This is a genomic window from Trinickia sp. LjRoot230 (assembly GCF_964253315.1).
Taxonomy (GTDB): domain Bacteria; phylum Pseudomonadota; class Gammaproteobacteria; order Burkholderiales; family Burkholderiaceae; genus Trinickia.
In genome coordinates this window covers 1,017,478-1,033,458 of record NZ_CAXUQX020000001.1, presented here as the reverse complement: position 1 = coordinate 1,033,458, position 15,981 = coordinate 1,017,478, and the positions used below count along the sequence as shown (strand labels likewise).

The window sequence follows — 15,981 nt, the reverse complement described above, 5'->3', positions numbered from 1 at the left end:
TCTTGTGCTGCCACGTCGGTTTTAACCGCGCGACGGGAAACTTTAGCATGCAATGGCTACATGGAAGAACGAGCCGAACCGTTACGGCAACAACCCAAACACCGCCACCCCATTCTTTGCCGCGACATACACTTTTCCCCGCGTGATCATCGGCGTGATGAACTTGTTGCCCGCGCCCCATTGGTCGCGCGTGCCGGATTGATTGCTGTTATAAAGCTCGTTCGCCAAATTGCTGGCGTCGTATGCGTGCAAAGCTCCCACACTGCCGTTTTCAGCGGCCCATACAATGCCGTTCGTCGAACCATTGGCCGACACCGCCGGCGTTGCGCCGGGATAAGCAAACGTGGTCGGGCTCTTCGATGCAGCCGTCGATGCAACCAGCGCATTCGTAATCGGCAGCGCCTTGAGGTTATCGTTTAGTCCGCCGTAATAAACCGTACCGTTGTAATACGCCGGCGAACCCCAGATGCCGCCCGCGAGCGTGCCGGTAAGCTCTTGCCAAACGTGATTCGCCGACGCGTCGAACTTGCCCATCGCATCGCGATCGACGACATAAATCCTGTTGTTCTTGCCCGCCGCTATCGCGAGATGCTTGACGCTGCCGTCCGGCGCAATCTCATCGGGCAACAGCATCGCGCCGCCCGAACCGAAATCATCGTCGGCATTCGATTCGGCCACTGTGTTCGACATCGCGAAATAGTCGGTCACGTGTAACGCCCCCGTCGAGAGCTTCATGAATGTGTTGCCGAAATCGCCCCCGCTCGGCATGCCCCGCGCGTCGAGCGTCGTATCGAAGGTACCGTTGCCGTCCACAACGAATAATGAAGTGCCATCCGATGCCATGCCTGAGCCTGACATCCAGATCGAACCCAGCGCGCCGTTCGGCGTGATATCAAGCGCGCTCGTTTGCGCCAGCATCGCGGCACTGTACGCCATGATCCAACCGGTATACGCACCCGACATGCAATGCGACGTCCATCCGAGATAAACGTTGCCGCCGACAAGCGTGAGTGCCGCACGTTCGGTATGCAGCGATGGATCGAACGTCAGCACACCGTTCACACTGCCCGCGCCGTTGCCCGCATGAGTCGCCGCAATTTCGGTCGGGCCACCGAGCATCTCGGCGCCCGTCGATAGGTCCAACGCATGCAAACGGTGGTGATAGTGCCCGCTGCCGTCCTTCGTCATCGCTACGACGTATAGCGCGCCCGCGGTACCCCGATTGCGGTCGATGATGGGTGTCGACGTAACGCCAATCTCCGGCGTGAAGTCCTGGCAGCCTCGATCGTCGCTCGGCGTCTCGCCGCTGCCAAGCAATGAAACTTGCCATAGCCGCGCATAGGAGTTCGCATCGTACGCATAAACGCTATCGTGCTCGGTCGCGACGTAGACGATGTCATGCGCCGCGCCGCCAATCGATTGATTCGTGATGAAAAGCGGCTGAGCATCGACCTTACCGTCGGCCGGCAAAAACGCGACTTTGCCGAAACTCGCGGCGCGCACATTGGCCGGCGTGAGCACAGTCTCGGCAAGCATCTGTCCGGTACGCGCGAGGTCGTTGTGGTGCATGAGCACGTCGGTTGAGTAGGCGATGCCTGCCATACCACCCGAGCCAGGCCCCGAGCCGCTACCGCCCGAGCCCGACGCCGACCCCGAGCCGCTACCGCCCGTCGGGCCATCGGTGGATGCCCCTCCACTTCCGCCGCCACCCGAGCCCCCCGAGCCGCCGCAAGAAACGCAGATGCTGGCCGTTATCAGCCACATACCGAAGCGCCGCACAAGGTGTTTGCGGAGGAAGTATCGGTGTTCGTGGCGCGCAGGCCGCAGCGCTCGCATGCTCGCCTCCATTGCTCGGCCTCGTGCTCGCTGCCGGGCCGATGCAACGAGATAGATGCCGTAGTGGGACGATGCGATGGTAGACGTTCAATATGCAAGATCATCGCCATAGCAGCGCATCGGTCCGCCAGTCGTCTACAATCTCGCGCACATTGCCGCACCTAGCCGGCGCCCCCAAACGATTGTTTTGCTTAGATGACTCACGATTCCAACAACGACGCCGACGACGCGCTGCATCTGCGGCGCATTCGCAGCTTTGTCACGCGGGCTGGCCGCGTCTCCACGGGACAGCGTCGCGCGCTCGACGAACTCGGTCCGCGCTTTGTCGTGCCCTACGCCAACACGCCAGCCGACTGGGACGCGTTATTCGGTCGTCATGCGCCGCGCATCCTGGAAATCGGATTCGGTATGGGCGCAACCACGGCGGAAATCGCTGCACAGCGCACCAGCGATGATTTCATCGGCGTGGAAGTCCATGAGCCCGGCGTGGGCGCGCTGCTCAAACTGATCGGCGAGCAGCAGCTTGCGAACATCCGCATCGTCCAGCATGACGCCGTGGAAGTGATCGACAACATGCTTGCGCCCGCGTCGCTTGATGGCGTGCACATCTTCTTTCCGGACCCTTGGCACAAGGCGCGACATCACAAACGCCGGCTCATTCAGCCTCTGTTCGTCGCGAAGTTGGTCTCGCGCCTGAAACCGGGCGCTTACCTGCATTGCGCCACCGATTGGCAAAACTACGCCGAGCAAATGCTGGAAGTGCTTGGCGCGGAGCCCCTACTCGAGAACACCGCGCCAGACTACGCGCCTCGCCCGGCCTACCGCCCGGTCACGAAGTTCGAACAGCGCGGGCTGCGCCTGGGCCATGGCGTGTGGGATCTCGTCTTCAAAAAACGCGCGGCTTGAACGCGTGCCCGCGCATAGACATCAGATGCGCCATTCCATATCGCCGCTGTAGCCGATGATCAGCACGAGCATGCCGAACGCGATGCGATACCAGGCGAAGACGGTGAAATCGTGGCTGGCAAGGTAGCGCAGCAGCCAGCGCACGCAGATGAAGGCGCTGACAAATGCGGCGACGGTGCCAACGGTAAATACATCGACGGCACTCGCAAACGCGCCGTGACCGTGGCGGACGACTTCATAGAACGTCGCGCCGACGATAATCGGAATGGCGAGAAAGAATGAGAACTCGGTGGCCACGCGCCGCTCGACACCGAGCAGCATGGCGCCGATGATGGTCGAACCTGAGCGCGAAACGCCAGGAATCAGCGCACAGCACTGCGCACAGCCCACCTTGAGCGCATCGAGCGGCCGCAACTGCTCGAGCGAGGCAACACGCGCCGGCACGGCATCGCGCGAGCGCTCGCGCGACTGCACCCACAGAATCACAATGCCGCCCATTACCAGCGCAAAGGCGACAGGCACCGGAGCGAACAGCACCCGTTTGATCTGAGCTTCAAGCAGCACCCCGAGCACGATTGCGGGAATCGTCGCGATGACAACGTTCAGCGCGAAACGGCGAGCGTCGACATCAGTGAACAGACCCCGGATAACCGAGACGATCCGGGCTCGGTATTCCCAGCAGACGGCCAGGATCGCGCCGAACTGAATAACGACGTTAAAGGTCTTCGCGCCGTTGCCGTCGAAGCCGAGCAGGCTGCTCGCGACGATCAGATGACCCGTGCTCGACACGGGCAGGAATTCGGTAACACCTTCGACGATGCCAAGAATCACCGCCTTGGCCAACAGTATCCAATCCATCGATGGCTCCCTAAAAAAGCGAGCGGGCCGCCATTGGTGCGCGGCCGCTCGCGGCCGCGCACCGCTCGTCATTTCTCGACGATCTGCACGCGTATGCCGTTTGTAAGGATGGTGATTGTACCGGGTTCGAATGTCGCCCCGGCGAATTGCAGCTCTTCGGGCTTGAATGTGTAGATCGGATAACCGTCGAGCCACTGCGCGGCGGCGAGCGCGCCGGCCGCTTCGATCTGCTGCTGATAGGCGCGCACCTCGCCTTGCACGTCGACGCTCTCCACGTTCGGCGAACGCAACACGATGGCGCGCTGCGCGCCATCGTATTCGAGGCGGCTCGACAGCGTGAATACACCATCGACAGGCTGTTGTAAGAACGGGCTGCTCACATGCGCGTCGAGCTTCACGGTCACGCGATTGGCGTCAGGCGCGAAGCCAACGGCTGGGTCGGTCAGCGCGACGTCGAAGAACTGCGACACGGTGCGTCGATACGGAAACTTGCGTGCGACCGCTTGCTGCACCTGACGTTGCGAAAAGGTGTAGTGATCGGGGATGAACGGGAACGTCCGGGTGGCGCAGGCGGCAATCGGCACGGCGAAGCTCGCCGCCGCTGACAGCGTCAAAATCGTTGTCAGGAATCGTCGCCGGGACGCTCGGGCGGCGTGGGTCATGCATCCTCTCCTTGTTGCGAAGGTGGGTCGAGTGGGTTTTACCGCTCGGCTCGGCCGCGCGCGGGCTGCGTCAGCACTTCGAGCCGGGTAAGCCAGACGAGCGCATCGTCGCGTGACGCGCCGCACATCTGGAGATCGGGTTGAAGGCCGCTGCAGCAGGCCGGGCGCTCGGGCTGGCCGAAAATCCGGCAGCGTTCATCGTCGTCGAGCTGAACGCAGCGCACACCGGCGGGCTTGCCGTTCGGCATGCCGGGAATCGCGCTCGATATCGAAGGGGCAATGCAGCACGCGCCGCAGCCGGGGCGGCAAGCATGTTTGGTGACGTCAGGGTCCGATGCGAGCATTGAAAAACGTTTATTCGTCAGATAAAGAAGCCGGCGCCCGGGAGCGCAGACGCACAATATTCGGTATTGTGCGCGCTTCCTCGCTGTCAGAGCTTACCGCGCTCGACGTCCGGCACCAACGTCAACTCCGCATCGGCGGTGACATAGCGGACATAGCGGTAATCCCGGATGAAACTGATTTGGCCGCCGCGCCACTCGAGCCACATGATGTAGCTGGGCTTCGGATCGGTCCGGTCTTCGAAAACCGCGATCACCTCGCGCCTCTCAAGCCAGGCAGGGGTCAGCCAAACGCCTTCGATCGTGGCATAGATGCTGAAGAACATCCCGACGTCAGCGGAGCCGACGCGAATCGGGTGCGCGGACTGATGAAGTTTCACATCGTCCGCGAGGAGCGCACGCAGGCCATCCCAATCGCGCTGGTTGAAGAGCGTCACGTAGCGCACGACCTCGGCGGACGTTGGCCTCGGATCAGGAAGCTTGCCGGGCTTCGCGTTGATTTCGCGAAGACGCGCGCGCCCCCGGGCCAGATGGCCCTTCACGGCATCAACGGTGAGATCGAGCAAAGCCGCGATGTCGACCAGCGGATCATCAAGCACATCCTTTAGGATGACGACGCTGCGTTGGGCAATCGGAAGTTCGGTAAAACGCGACACCGCGGTGTTGACTGCTTCCTGGCGCATCAGCATCTCCACAGGATCGGGCGTGGCTTGGTCGGCGACATCATGGGCGGCTTCAATAGGCTCCGCTACGCGGATCGCGCGGCTGCGCAGCAAGTCCAGAGCGCGGTTGTGCGCGACCCGGAACAGCCAAGCGCGAAGCGGCAGCCCCTCCCGCAACTCGTCCAGGGCGACAACGGCCCGCGCAAGGGTGTCCTGCACGACGTCCTCACCGTCGGTAACCGATCCCATCAGACGGGCACAATAGCGATGGAGCTCTGGCCGCAGTGCTCCGGCCAGTGCGAGAAGCTCCGCCCGTCGCGCGTCGTCTGAAGGCTGCTCGCCTTTGCTCAAGTCGCCGCTCCTTCCATCACCGTGACCCCATCGTCGCCATTGAGACCGAAGACGACGCCATCGGCGTATCGGGGGTCTTCCAGCACAGAAACAACTCTATCGCCAAATGCTCTGGGTGGCATCGGCGCGCCGAAGCGGGCCACGAACTGTTCCGGCGTGATGCCCATTGAGTCCGCATAGGCATTCGCAGCTGCATCCCCGATTCCGGTTCCGAGAATCATTTGTCGCGGCACAATCGCTTGGAAGCGGATTCCGAGGCTCTTCTCTTGCGAGACACCGTTGGCGTATTTGGTCATGAACCAAAGCATTCGTTTGGCGCCGCCATACCCGCCCGACATCTGCGAACCGGTCACCGCCGCGCCACTCGACCCCACTAGAACGCGGCTGCCAGGATTGAGCGGCACGTTGAGCGCCGCCTGAAGCCAGTAGAGCCCAGCCTTGACGTCCGTTTCCCAAGCCACTGAGAAATCATGCCAGCTTAATTGGTCCAGCCGCCCCATTCGAGGTGCCGCGCCGGCGTTCAGCGCAAGGATATCCGGGCGGACCTCGCCCACGATGCGATGGGCGGCGGCTTCGTCCGTGACATCGGCGCAGATCGTGGCAACGCCCAGTCGCGCGCTGAGCGCTTCGAGCGCCTCGGCGCCGCGCGCGACGACCGTCACTCTGGCACCTCGCGCGACAAGCGCCTCGACCAGTCCCAGGCCAAGACCGCGGCTTCCACCGGTGACGACGACATTCTTATCTTTAAGATTCATCAGCCATACTCCAAAGTTTAGGTATAGCTAAAACGATTCAGGCTTGGGAAAAGAGTCAGGGCCGAAGCAAAGCTTGTATCGCTTTGAGATACTGACCGATGGCCCGTCGCTCCTTGGTAAAGTAACCCTCTTTGCCAATCGACGAAAAACACCATGCGCGGTACGAAAGCAATTTACGCAGTCGAACGACTCAAAACACGCACCGGCCACGCCTCATACGCGGCGTTGAGCCTGCCCGGCGGGCTTTTCAGGCTCATTGACCGCGCCGACGGCAGCGAGCGGCAGCTCAGCGAGCCGCTGCCGCTCGAGACCTTCGTTGCGTTCGTCGACGCCTATCTGCCCGCCAAGCCTAAAAAACAGAGCAAGCTCGACGCGGCCTTCGACGAGCAACTCAAGCGTAGCGGAAGCTAGCGCTGTCCCGGCGCGCACCCGCGCTTTGGTACAATCCCGGCGTTTGTCTCGCTCCCGTTGTCGAACCGCCACCGCTTTCGTTTCACGTCCATCAAGTCGCCATGAACATCGAGCAAGCCCGTTTCAACATGATCGAGCAGCAAATTCGCCCCTGGGATGTGCTGGACCAGGATGTGCTGAATCTGCTCGCGATCGTCAAACGTGAAAACTTCGTGACCGCCGCGTTTCGCGATATCGCCTTCGCCGATCTCGAAATACCGCTGCCCGCAGGCGAGCATATGCTAGCGCCCCGCGTCGAAGCACGCGTGCTGCAAGAACTCGCCGTCAAGAAGCACGAAAGCGTGCTCGAGATCGGCGCCGGCTCCGGCTACATGGCCGCGCTGCTCGCGCACCGCAGCCGTCACGTGCTGACGGTCGATATCAAGCCCGAGCTGGCCGAAATGGCGAAGCAAAATCTGGCCGCCAACGGCGTGATAAACGCCGAAGTCGCTACTGGCGACGGTGCGCGCGGCTGGGCCGCCGCGGCACCTTACGATGTCATCTGCGTGTCAGGCGGCTTGCCGGTTTTGCCACAGGAGCTGCTCGAGCAGTTGAAGGTCGGTGGGCGGCTGGCGGCCTTCGTAGGCACGGCGCCCGTCATGGAAGCGCAAATCATCACGCGCATCGACGAAAAGCAGTTCCGCGTCGCCGATATCTTCGAAACCTACGTCGAGCCGCTCGTCAACGCCATCGAGCCGTCGCGCTTCAAGTTCTAGACTGCCATGCAAAACGTGACTGCCCCCGCCCTCGCCGAATGGTTGGCCGACACTTCGCGCCCGGCGCCCGTCTTGCTCGACGTGCGCGAGCCCTGGGAAATCACGACGGCCTCCATTGCAGGCTGCGTGTCGATTCCAATGCGAGAAATTCCCGCCAACAGCGAAGCACTCGACGATGAAGCGCCGATCGTCTGCATCTGCCATCACGGCGCACGCAGCGCAAACGTCGCGATGTTCCTCGAAGGGCGCGGCTTCAAGCAGGTCTTCAACCTGCAAGGCGGCATCGATGCATGGTCCCACCAAGTCGACCCGACTGTGCCGACGTACTGAGACCGAGCCTGCTGCAAAAAGCCCCTTGTTAGTCGATGACTACAAGGGGCTTTTCGTTTGTCGTGCTTAAGCAAGTATCAACTCATCAGGTGAGTCGATTAGGCGCCTAATCGACTCACCATCAGATATACTTATTCGACTCACTGTTCGAGTCGAATACAACCGCAATCGCCTCAACACCTATGTCGCCGCCCCCATCACTGATTTGGCAAGCTCCCACGTGGCCCGGGATGCACTACGACGTAGTGCGCGTCGGCGGCGAGTTGGCACGCGCACACCGAGCGCAAGGCATCATTGAAGGCATGCTGGCAAGCCTTGGTTTCGAACAGCGTCTCGAACTTGCTGCCGAGGCCTGGAGCCAGGACGCAGTCGCGACCGCAGCTATCGAGGGCGAACGCGTCGACCTCGCCGCCGTGCGCTCGTCTGTGGCACGGCGCTTAGGTGTCGGGAATCAGGACGGCCCGAACGCACCGCGAAGCGTCGAAGGCCTACTCGACATCATGGACGACGCGGTGCGGCAACGAGAAGCGCCCCTCACACACGAGCGATTGTATGCATGGCAGGCCGCGCTCTTTCCCACCGGCTACTCGGGTATGACCGAAATTCTTGTCGGCGCCTACCGCGAACATGCTGAGCCAATGCAGATCGTCAGCGGGCATATCGGACGCGAGCGGGTCCACTACGAAGCTCCGCCATCGGAGCGCGTCGCAGCCGAAATGCAGACGTTCATCGAGTGGTTTAACGCAACGACCGAGCACGACACGCTGGTCAAAGCCGCACTCGCTCACCTCTGGTTCGAAACGATTCATCCGTTTGAGGACGGGAATGGACGCATCGGTCGCGTTCTGATTGACCTGGTGCTGGCACGCGACAGCGGTGAGGTCAGCCGCCTCATTCGAACCTCGCAGCGCTTGCTTGATAAGCGACGCGACTACTACGCGCAACTCGAGCGCGCGCAGCATAGCCAGCTCGACGTGACCGAATGGGTGCTGTGGTTCGTCGAACAGGTGCGCGTGTCCTGCGAAGAAGCGTCCAGTGCCGTGGACGCCTCACTGGCTAAAGCCATGTTCTGGATGAACCATCAGGACAAAGTACTCACGCCCCGGCAGCGCAAAGTCGTCAACCTTCTCCTCGATGCCGGCCCGAACGGTTTCGAGGGGGGCATGAGCACCAGAAAGTACGAGAGCATCGGCGGCACCTCGCGGGCCACCGCCTCGCGCGAACTGATCGAACTCGAGGACATGGGACTACTGCGTCGGTTCGGTGGCGGTCGTTCAACCCGCTATTACCTGAACATCTCCGGATGGGGCCCAACGGATACGTCGGCTTAAGCGGCGATAGGCGCATACCCCAATCTTCGCTTGTGCGGCGGCCTCACCAACTTGGCCCATCGCGCTCCCCATCGTCAAGCGTCGAGCACCGTAACAGCGCGCCGCACGCTTTGGCCGCACCAGCTTCGCCCATACCTGTCCATCCCTTTGCGCAATAGCAGTGCTGGCACACAGCTTGCTGTGGTCGGCGGGCCGCATAAAAACGGCACCGCTTGATGCGGTCTTATCCATACCAATCGCAATCCACCCACCGGCAAGGGGAAGCACATGAAACGTCGCAGCCTGTTGAAGCTCGGCACGGTTTCGGGCGCACTGGCACTCGCAGGGCAAACGCCGTTCGCGCGTGCGCAATCGAAAGACCCGATTAAAGTCGGCATCTTGCATTCGCTCTCGGGCACGATGGCGATCTCCGAGACGTCGCTCAAAGACACCGCGCTGATGACCATCGCCGACATCAACAAGAGCGGCGGTGTACTCGGCCGGCCGCTCCAGCCGGTTGTGGTCGACCCCGCATCGAATTGGCCGCTCTTCGCCGAGAAAGCGCGCCAGTTGCTCACGCAAGAGAAAGTCGCTTGCGTGTTCGGATGCTGGACTTCGGTTTCGCGCAAATCGGTGCTGCCCGTGTTTGAAGAACTGAACGGCTTGCTCTATTACCCCGTGCAATACGAGGGTGAAGAGATGTCGCGCAACGTCTTCTATACCGGCGCGGCCCCGAATCAGCAGGCCATTCCCGCCGTCGAATATTTGATGAGCCCCGAAGGCGGCGGCGCCAAACGCTTCTTTCTGCTCGGCACCGACTATGTCTATCCGCGCACGACCAATAAGATCTTGCGCTCGTTCCTCCATGCGAAAGGCGTGAAAGACACCGATATCCAAGAGATCTACACGCCGTTCGGTCACAGCGATTATCAAACAATCGTTGCGAATATAAAGACGTTCGCACAAGGCGGCAAAACCACAGTGGTCTCGACGATCAACGGCGATTCGAATGTGCCGTTCTACAAGGAGCTTGGCAACCAAGGGCTCAAGGCCACCGACGTGCCCGTGGTCGCATTCTCCGTTGGTGAAGAAGAATTGCGCGGCATCGATACGAAACCGCTAGTCGGCCACCTCGCCGCATGGAACTACTTCATGTCAGTGAAGAGCGCCGAGAACACGAAGTTCAAAACGCAATGGGCCGAATGGGTGAAGTCGCAAAAGCTCGCAGGCGCCGGCAAACGCGTGACGAACGATCCGATGGAAGCCACCTTCGTCGGCATCCATATGTGGAAGCAAGCGGTCGAAAAAGCCAAGAGCACCGACGTCGACAAAGTGCGCACGGCGATGATCGGCCAGTCCTTCAATGCGCCCTCCGGTTTCATGCTGTCGATGGACGGCAATCACCATCTGCATAAACCGGTGATGATCGGCGAGATTCGCGGCGACGGCCAGTTCAACGTGGTCTGGAAAACGAAGCAGGCAGTCCGCGCGCAACCGTGGAGCCCGTACATCGCCGGCAACGGAAGCAAACCGGACATCGTCAGCTCGATTCCTGAATTCCTGCGGCGACGCTTCATTGCCTGATGGTTCATTGATCGTCTGATGATCATTTGACCGGCATGCGCGCGACCCACGATGCGTGTCGTCGCGCATGCTCCATTTCTCACACCGCGACGTCCTCATGATTGACCGCGTACGCTATTGCCTGCGTGTCTTGCCGATCGTCTGTGTACTCTGGCTCAGCACGTCGGCCCATGCCCTGACGCAAGTCGATATCGCCCCGCTTGCAGGCGACGACTTCGACGCCAAATCGGCCGCCATCGACAAACTCGTCGCGGCACACGATTCCGCTTCGTTAGGACTCCTCAATGCATTGGCGAACGACCAGGCGTTGGCCGGCACATCCGGCCAAGTGCTGATTCAAAGCGGCGATGCTGCCGATCAAGCACGCGATGCGCTGACGAACAAGGTCATCGCTGTGGGCGATGCGCAGCCCGTCACGCTCAACAACCTGTTACGCAGCAAAGTCGCAGGCGCATTAGCCGGGCTCAAGCTCGCCTCGCCCGAGATCGCCGAGCGCCGTGCCGCAATCGACGCGCTGCTGAACAACCCCGATCCGTCGATGAAGCCGCTGATCGACAGCGCACGCGCAAAAGAAACAGACCCGGTGCTCAAGCGCCGCCTCGATACGCTATGGGCAACAACGGCGCTTTCCGATAGCAACGCGGTCAAGCGGCTGGAAGCAGCGCAACTTGTCGCGGCGCGGCGCGACCCCGACATGTATTCGCTGCTGCGTCCGCTGGTGGCCAAGCGAGCCGACGGGACCTTCGCTGAGCCCGACGCACACGTACGCGAAGCTGCGCAAAAAGGCATCGATGCGCTCGATACGATCGAGCGGGAAAGCCGCATTGCGGGGACGCTGTTCGCAGGTATCTCGCTCGGCAGCGTGCTGCTGCTTGCCGCGCTTGGATTGGCGGTCACGTACGGCGTCATCGGCGTCATCAACATGGCTCATGGCGAGTTCCTGATGATCGGTGCCTACGCCACCTATGTCGTGCAAAACCTCTTTCAACGCTATGCGCCTGGCGCCTTCGACTGGTATCCGCTCGCAGCCGTTCCTGCTGCCTTCGTGGCAGCGGCCATCGTAGGCGCCGTCATCGAGCGGCTCGTCATCAAGCATCTTTACGGCAGGCCGCTCGAAACGCTGCTGACGACATTCGGTGTCAGCCTGGTACTGATGCAAACCACACGCACGATCTTCGGCGCGCAGAACGTGCAGGTTGCCAACCCGCATTGGATGACGGGTGGCATCGCGCTGTTGCCCAATCTCATCTTGCCGTACAACCGCCTGGCGATTCTCGCGTTCTCGGTGGCCGTGATCACGATTGCATGGGCGGTGCTCACACGCACGCGGCTCGGGCTCTTCGTGCGCGCCGTCACGCAAAATCGCAGCATGGCCGCGTGTGTCGGCATCAAGACCGCGCGCATCGATTCATACGCCTTCGCGTTCGGCGCCGGCATTGCGGGCCTCGGCGGCTGCGCGCTCTCGCAAATCGGCAACGTCGGTCCCGATCTTGGCCAAAGCTATATCGTCGATTCGTTCATGGCCGTCGTGCTCGGCGGTGTCGGGCAACTTGCCGGCACCGTGCTCGGCAGCTTCGGGCTGGGCATCCTGGCCAAAGCCATCGAGCCGTTCTCGGGCCCGGTGCTCGCGAAGATCGCCGTGCTCGTGCTGATCGTGCTCTTCATCCAGAAACGTCCGCAAGGTTTGTTCGCCCTCAAGGGACGTAGCGCATGAGACATGCAATGACTTCCGCCACTCCTCTCGCTTCCGGTGCGACGGATTCGCCCGCCGCTAATGACCGGCGTGCGTATGCCGAATTCGCATTGGGCCTACCGCCGCGACGCGCGCTGCTGTCGCGTCCCGCGTGGGCTGCGCTCATTGCGCTTGTCCTTGCAATAGGTATCGGTGTGCCGTTCGCCGCGCTCGTGATACCCGAATCAAGCGCATTGCATCTGTCCGCCTATGGGCTCACGCTCGGCGGCAAGTTCATGTGCTATGCAATCGCGGCACTCGCGCTCGATCTTGTGTGGGGCTATTGCGGCATTTTGAGCCTCGGACACGGCTTGTTCTTCGCACTTGGCGGCTATGGCATCGGCATGTATCTGATGCGATCGATCGGGCACGACGGTGTCTATGGCAGCGATTTACCCGACTTCATGGTCTTCCTGAACTGGCATGCTTTGCCGTGGTACTGGCACGGCACCGAGCATCTCTGGTACGCGCTTGCATTGGTGGTGCTGGTGCCCGCGGTGCTCGCGTGGACGTTCGGTTTTTTTGCGTTTCGCTCGCGCGTGCAAGGCGTGTATCTGTCGATCATTACGCAGGCGCTCACCTACGCCGCGATGTTGCTTTTTTATCGCAACGAAACAGGCTTCGGCGGCAACAACGGCTTTACCGATTTCAAGCGCATAGCGGGCTTTGCGATCACGCATCCAGGCACGCGCACCGTGCTCTTTCTGATGACGTTCGCAACACTCGTGCTCGCGTTTCTCGCCGCGCGTGCGATTGTCTTGTCGAAACTTGGCCGCGTCGTCACGGCGATGCGCGATAGCGAAACACGGCTGATGTTTCTCGGCTACAGTCCGCTCGCTTATAAGCTTTTCATCTGGACGTTGTCGGCCGTTCTGTGCGCCATTGCCGGCGCACTGTATGTGCCGCAAGTCGGCATCGTCAATCCAGGTGAAATGTCGCCCGGCAACTCCATTGAAATGGCAATCTGGGTCGCCGTTGGCGGACGCGGCACGTTGCTTGGGCCCATCGCCGGTGCGTTCGCCGTGAACGGCGCCAAGAGCTTTTTTACGGCCCATTTCGCCGAATACTGGCTGTTCTTTCTCGGCGCATTGTTCGTCATCGTGCCACTCGTGTTGCCGCGCGGGCTCGCCGGTCTCGTCGAGACCTTGCTGGCAAGGAGGACCCAACGATGACCACCGTCCAACACGACGCAGCCAATGCGAGCGGATATGCGCTTTCCGGCACCGCGGGCATGGCGCATACGCTTACGCCAGGCGCGATCGATGTATCGCACGGAACGATCCTCTACCTCGAAGACGTGAGTGTCAGCTTCGACGGGTTTCGCGCGCTCAATGACCTCTCGCTGACGCTCGACGTCGGCGAGCTGCGCTGCGTGATTGGCCCGAACGGAGCGGGCAAGACGACGATGATGGATGTCGTCACCGGCAGAACGCGTCCCGATCACGGTAAGGTGTTCCTGGGCCAAACGCTCGATCTCACGCGCATGGACGAGCCGACGATCGCACGCACCGGCATCGGGCGAAAGTTTCAAAAGCCGACAGTGTTCGAACAGCATCCTGTCTGGGAGAACCTCGAACTCGCGATGCAAATGAACAAGGGGTGGTGGACATCGTTGCGCGCGCAACTAACACGCGAAGCGCAAGCGCGGATTGAAGCCACGCTCGAGACGATTGGCCTCGAAGCGCATGCGCGTCGCGCAGCGGGCGAACTTTCGCATGGACAAAAGCAGCGGCTCGAAATCGGCATGCTGCTGATGCAGCGCCCCGCGCTGCTGCTGCTCGACGAACCGGCCGCGGGCATGACCGACGACGAAACGATGGCGCTGGCCACATTGCTCGATCGATTGCGCGGCACCTGTTCGATGCTCGTCGTCGAGCACGATATGGAGTTCGTGGCCGCTCTTGCCGGTGCGCATTCGCGTGTGACTGTCATGGCTGAAGGCCGTGTGCTCGCAGAAGGAACGCTCGACGAAGTCAAACGTAATGAGGCCGTCATCGAGTCGTATCTCGGCCGATGAGACAGAACACAGAAAACAGAAAGCAGAAATCGGGATCACGTCGATGCTGAACATATCAGGACTGAACCAGTACTACGGCGGCAGCCACATCCTTCGCGACCTGACGATGGATGTGCCACAAGGCTCGCTCACGGTATTGCTCGGCCGTAACGGCGTGGGCAAAACCACTTTGTTGCGTTGCTTGATGGGTCTCGTACGCGCAAAAAGCGGATCGATTGCATGGGCCGGTCAAGCACTCGAAACACTGCCCCCTCATGCGCGCGTGGCGCGCGGCCTCGGCTACGTGCCGCAGGGGCGCGAAATATTCGGACGGCTCACGGTCGAAGAGAATCTGCTCGTTGGCGCGGCGAGCCGTAAGCCTGTCTCGCGCGTGCCCGAGCGCATTTACTCGCTTTTTCCGGTGCTCGAGGAAATGCGCAAACGCCGCGGCGGTGATCTGTCGGGTGGGCAGCAGCAGCAACTCGCCATCGGCCGCGCGTTGATGAGCGAGCCTCAATTGCTGATTCTCGACGAGCCGACGGAAGGCATCCAGCCGTCGATCATTCAGGAGATCGGCCGTACGTTGCGCCAGCTCGTCGACGAGACCGGCATGACGGTGCTGCTCGTGGAGCAGTACTACGACTTCGCGCGTGCGCTTGCAGACCGCTATTGGGTCATGCGCCGCGGCGAGATCGTCGCAGGCGGCGCAGGCGCGGAGATGGACGAAAAAGGTGTGCGCGAGCTGATCGCCGTGTAGGGTACGCCGAGTACTTCTCGCACATCGTACACCTCGGAGCCTGAGAACCACGATAACGGTAATTCGGACTCCTGAACTTTCGCGTAACCAAGGAAATCCCTCGCGATGAGTCCAGTGAGGCGCTCGATATCATCGGCCGTGGCCGAGCGTGCAAGCTCCGAAATAGATGTGCTATAGGCCTGCGCGTAGCGAGCAATCGTTCGATAGCCAACGATACCCATCAAGACAGGACGTGCGAGTAAATCTGGCCATAACGCAGCGCATTCGTCGAGCATCGAGGCGCCGGCTGAATGAAGCAGCATCGAGCGCACACGCGTGGCGGCCTTGGCCTTGAACACCTCGATCGGAGGCAGATGCAGCCGTTCGAATGTCCATTCGTATTCGCGCCAATTCGCATCCCGCGCCATCGCCTTTAGCATCGAGATCGATCCGCCTTCGAGCACGACGGTGGCATCGTAGCGCGCGAGCCGCGCGATCGCCTCGTGCAGCAACTTGTTCGCCTCGCCTGGAGGCAACTCGCCGTCTGCAACCGCCCTTTCGCATAGATACACCCTTCGTGTCGAGCGCAGTTCGGCCACTGAAGGCCTGCCGCTTCCCACGGCAAGTTCAGGGTGACACTGGATGCGATCGACGGCAACGACCGAAGCCCCCGTTTCGGCGGCTAGCGACACCGCCCGATCCGTTTTGCCGGTGGTCGTGGGACCCACGATGAAGTGCAGCTTAGGTTTCACGATA

17 protein-coding genes are annotated in these 15,981 nt (G+C 61.3%); 10 read left to right on the top strand and 7 right to left on the bottom strand.

Annotated elements, in window-relative coordinates; all coding sequences use genetic code 11:
• Positions 1 to 81 precede the first annotated feature (81 nt).
• Complete coding sequence (locus tag ACSQ20_RS04820) at positions 82 to 1,764, bottom strand: pyrrolo-quinoline quinone (protein ID WP_436017963.1); 1,683 nt, start codon at positions 1,762 to 1,764, stop codon at positions 82 to 84.
• A 267-nt stretch (positions 1,765 to 2,031) separates the two neighbouring features.
• Between ACSQ20_RS04820 and trmB the strand changes: the two genes are divergently transcribed.
• Positions 2,032 to 2,742 carry a tRNA (guanosine(46)-N7)-methyltransferase TrmB gene (gene trmB / locus ACSQ20_RS04815; RefSeq protein WP_436017961.1) on the top strand — a complete coding sequence of 237 codons (711 nt, stop codon included), beginning with the start codon at positions 2,032 to 2,034 and terminating at the stop codon, positions 2,740 to 2,742.
• Between the two features lie 21 nt (positions 2,743 to 2,763).
• Here trmB and ACSQ20_RS04810 read toward each other — a convergent pair whose 3' ends face one another.
• The 5 genes from ACSQ20_RS04810 to ACSQ20_RS04790 form a co-directional block, all read right to left on the bottom strand.
• The gene (locus ACSQ20_RS04810) at positions 2,764 to 3,600 is read right to left on the bottom strand and encodes an undecaprenyl-diphosphate phosphatase (protein ID WP_436017959.1); all 837 of its coding nucleotides are present in this window, start codon (positions 3,598 to 3,600) and stop codon (positions 2,764 to 2,766) included.
• Between the two features lie 68 nt (positions 3,601 to 3,668).
• Complete coding sequence (locus ACSQ20_RS04805; RefSeq protein ID WP_436017957.1) at positions 3,669 to 4,262, bottom strand: DUF1439 domain-containing protein; 594 nt, start codon at positions 4,260 to 4,262, stop codon at positions 3,669 to 3,671.
• A 38-nt stretch (positions 4,263 to 4,300) separates the two neighbouring features.
• A complete protein-coding gene (locus ACSQ20_RS04800; protein WP_436017955.1) occupies positions 4,301 to 4,606 on the bottom strand; it encodes a YkgJ family cysteine cluster protein in 306 nt (101 codons plus the stop codon).
• A gap of 86 nt (positions 4,607 to 4,692) precedes the next feature.
• The gene (locus ACSQ20_RS04795) at positions 4,693 to 5,616 is read right to left on the bottom strand and encodes a sigma-70 family RNA polymerase sigma factor (protein ID WP_436017953.1); all 924 of its coding nucleotides are present in this window, start codon (positions 5,614 to 5,616) and stop codon (positions 4,693 to 4,695) included.
• Positions 5,613 to 6,371: an SDR family oxidoreductase gene (locus ACSQ20_RS04790; RefSeq protein WP_436017951.1), complete on the bottom strand. Its 759-nt coding sequence runs from the start codon at positions 6,369 to 6,371 to the stop codon at positions 5,613 to 5,615. The genes ACSQ20_RS04795 and ACSQ20_RS04790 overlap by 4 nt, the downstream gene beginning before the upstream one ends.
• Positions 6,372 to 6,524: 153 nt before the next feature.
• On the opposite strand from ACSQ20_RS04790, the gene ACSQ20_RS04785 reads away from it, so the two are divergent.
• From ACSQ20_RS04785 to urtE, 9 genes are all read left to right on the top strand, one after another.
• The gene (locus ACSQ20_RS04785; RefSeq protein ID WP_436017949.1) at positions 6,525 to 6,782 is read left to right on the top strand and encodes a hypothetical protein; all 258 of its coding nucleotides are present in this window, start codon (positions 6,525 to 6,527) and stop codon (positions 6,780 to 6,782) included.
• A 101-nt stretch (positions 6,783 to 6,883) separates the two neighbouring features.
• Complete coding sequence (locus ACSQ20_RS04780) at positions 6,884 to 7,537, top strand: protein-L-isoaspartate O-methyltransferase family protein (RefSeq protein WP_436017947.1); 654 nt, start codon at positions 6,884 to 6,886, stop codon at positions 7,535 to 7,537.
• Positions 7,538 to 7,543: 6 nt separating this feature from the next.
• Positions 7,544 to 7,867 carry a rhodanese-like domain-containing protein gene (locus ACSQ20_RS04775; RefSeq protein ID WP_436017945.1) on the top strand — a complete coding sequence of 108 codons (324 nt, stop codon included), beginning with the start codon at positions 7,544 to 7,546 and terminating at the stop codon, positions 7,865 to 7,867.
• Positions 7,868 to 8,049: 182 nt separating this feature from the next.
• Positions 8,050 to 9,198 (top strand): Fic family protein, encoded by a 1,149-nt coding sequence (locus ACSQ20_RS04770; RefSeq protein ID WP_436017943.1) that lies wholly within the window; start codon positions 8,050 to 8,052, stop codon positions 9,196 to 9,198.
• A gap of 267 nt (positions 9,199 to 9,465) precedes the next feature.
• On the top strand, positions 9,466 to 10,761 hold the full coding sequence (gene urtA / locus ACSQ20_RS04765) for an urea ABC transporter substrate-binding protein (protein WP_436017941.1): 1,296 nt from the start codon (positions 9,466 to 9,468) through the stop codon (positions 10,759 to 10,761).
• Between the two features lie 97 nt (positions 10,762 to 10,858).
• Positions 10,859 to 12,475, top strand: a complete 1,617-nt coding sequence (gene urtB / locus ACSQ20_RS04760) for an urea ABC transporter permease subunit UrtB (RefSeq protein ID WP_436017939.1) — start codon at positions 10,859 to 10,861, stop codon at positions 12,473 to 12,475.
• A gap of 8 nt (positions 12,476 to 12,483) precedes the next feature.
• Positions 12,484 to 13,665 (top strand): urea ABC transporter permease subunit UrtC, encoded by a 1,182-nt coding sequence (gene urtC / locus ACSQ20_RS04755; protein WP_436017937.1) that lies wholly within the window; start codon positions 12,484 to 12,486, stop codon positions 13,663 to 13,665.
• On the top strand, positions 13,662 to 14,510 hold the full coding sequence (urtD, locus tag ACSQ20_RS04750; protein ID WP_436017935.1) for an urea ABC transporter ATP-binding protein UrtD: 849 nt from the start codon (positions 13,662 to 13,664) through the stop codon (positions 14,508 to 14,510). Before urtC ends, urtD begins: the two co-directional genes overlap by 4 nt.
• A 43-nt stretch (positions 14,511 to 14,553) precedes the next feature.
• A complete protein-coding gene (gene urtE, locus ACSQ20_RS04745) occupies positions 14,554 to 15,246 on the top strand; it encodes an urea ABC transporter ATP-binding subunit UrtE (protein ID WP_436017933.1) in 693 nt (230 codons plus the stop codon).
• Here urtE and ACSQ20_RS04740 read toward each other — a convergent pair.
• A complete protein-coding gene (locus ACSQ20_RS04740; protein ID WP_436017931.1) occupies positions 15,156 to 15,977 on the bottom strand; it encodes an isopentenyl transferase family protein in 822 nt (273 codons plus the stop codon). The two genes, urtE and ACSQ20_RS04740, sit on opposite strands and share 91 nt — an antisense overlap.
• Between the last annotated feature and the right edge of the window lie 4 nt (positions 15,978 to 15,981).

What these genes read in the sequence shown, in the direction of transcription:
- ACSQ20_RS04820 (WP_436017963.1), bottom strand. Translation starts at nt 1,764, where the DNA reads ATGTGGCTGATAACGGCCAGCATCTGCGTTTCTTGCGGCGGCTCGGGG.
- trmB (WP_436017961.1), top strand. Translation starts at nt 2,032, where the DNA reads ATGACTCACGATTCCAACAACGACGCCGACGACGCGCTGCATCTGCGG.
- ACSQ20_RS04810 (WP_436017959.1), bottom strand. Translation starts at nt 3,600, where the DNA reads ATGGATTGGATACTGTTGGCCAAGGCGGTGATTCTTGGCATCGTCGAA.
- ACSQ20_RS04805 (WP_436017957.1), bottom strand. Translation starts at nt 4,262, where the DNA reads ATGACCCACGCCGCCCGAGCGTCCCGGCGACGATTCCTGACAACGATT.
- ACSQ20_RS04800 (WP_436017955.1), bottom strand. Translation starts at nt 4,606, where the DNA reads ATGCTCGCATCGGACCCTGACGTCACCAAACATGCTTGCCGCCCCGGC.
- ACSQ20_RS04790 (WP_436017951.1), bottom strand. Translation starts at nt 6,371, where the DNA reads ATGAATCTTAAAGATAAGAATGTCGTCGTCACCGGTGGAAGCCGCGGT.
- ACSQ20_RS04785 (WP_436017949.1), top strand. Translation starts at nt 6,525, where the DNA reads ATGCGCGGTACGAAAGCAATTTACGCAGTCGAACGACTCAAAACACGC.
- ACSQ20_RS04780 (WP_436017947.1), top strand. Translation starts at nt 6,884, where the DNA reads ATGAACATCGAGCAAGCCCGTTTCAACATGATCGAGCAGCAAATTCGC.
- ACSQ20_RS04775 (WP_436017945.1), top strand. Translation starts at nt 7,544, where the DNA reads ATGCAAAACGTGACTGCCCCCGCCCTCGCCGAATGGTTGGCCGACACT.
- ACSQ20_RS04770 (WP_436017943.1), top strand. Translation starts at nt 8,050, where the DNA reads ATGTCGCCGCCCCCATCACTGATTTGGCAAGCTCCCACGTGGCCCGGG.
- urtA (WP_436017941.1), top strand. Translation starts at nt 9,466, where the DNA reads ATGAAACGTCGCAGCCTGTTGAAGCTCGGCACGGTTTCGGGCGCACTG.
- urtB (WP_436017939.1), top strand. Translation starts at nt 10,859, where the DNA reads ATGATTGACCGCGTACGCTATTGCCTGCGTGTCTTGCCGATCGTCTGT.
- urtC (WP_436017937.1), top strand. Translation starts at nt 12,484, where the DNA reads ATGACTTCCGCCACTCCTCTCGCTTCCGGTGCGACGGATTCGCCCGCC.
- urtD (WP_436017935.1), top strand. Translation starts at nt 13,662, where the DNA reads ATGACCACCGTCCAACACGACGCAGCCAATGCGAGCGGATATGCGCTT.
- urtE (WP_436017933.1), top strand. Translation starts at nt 14,554, where the DNA reads ATGCTGAACATATCAGGACTGAACCAGTACTACGGCGGCAGCCACATC.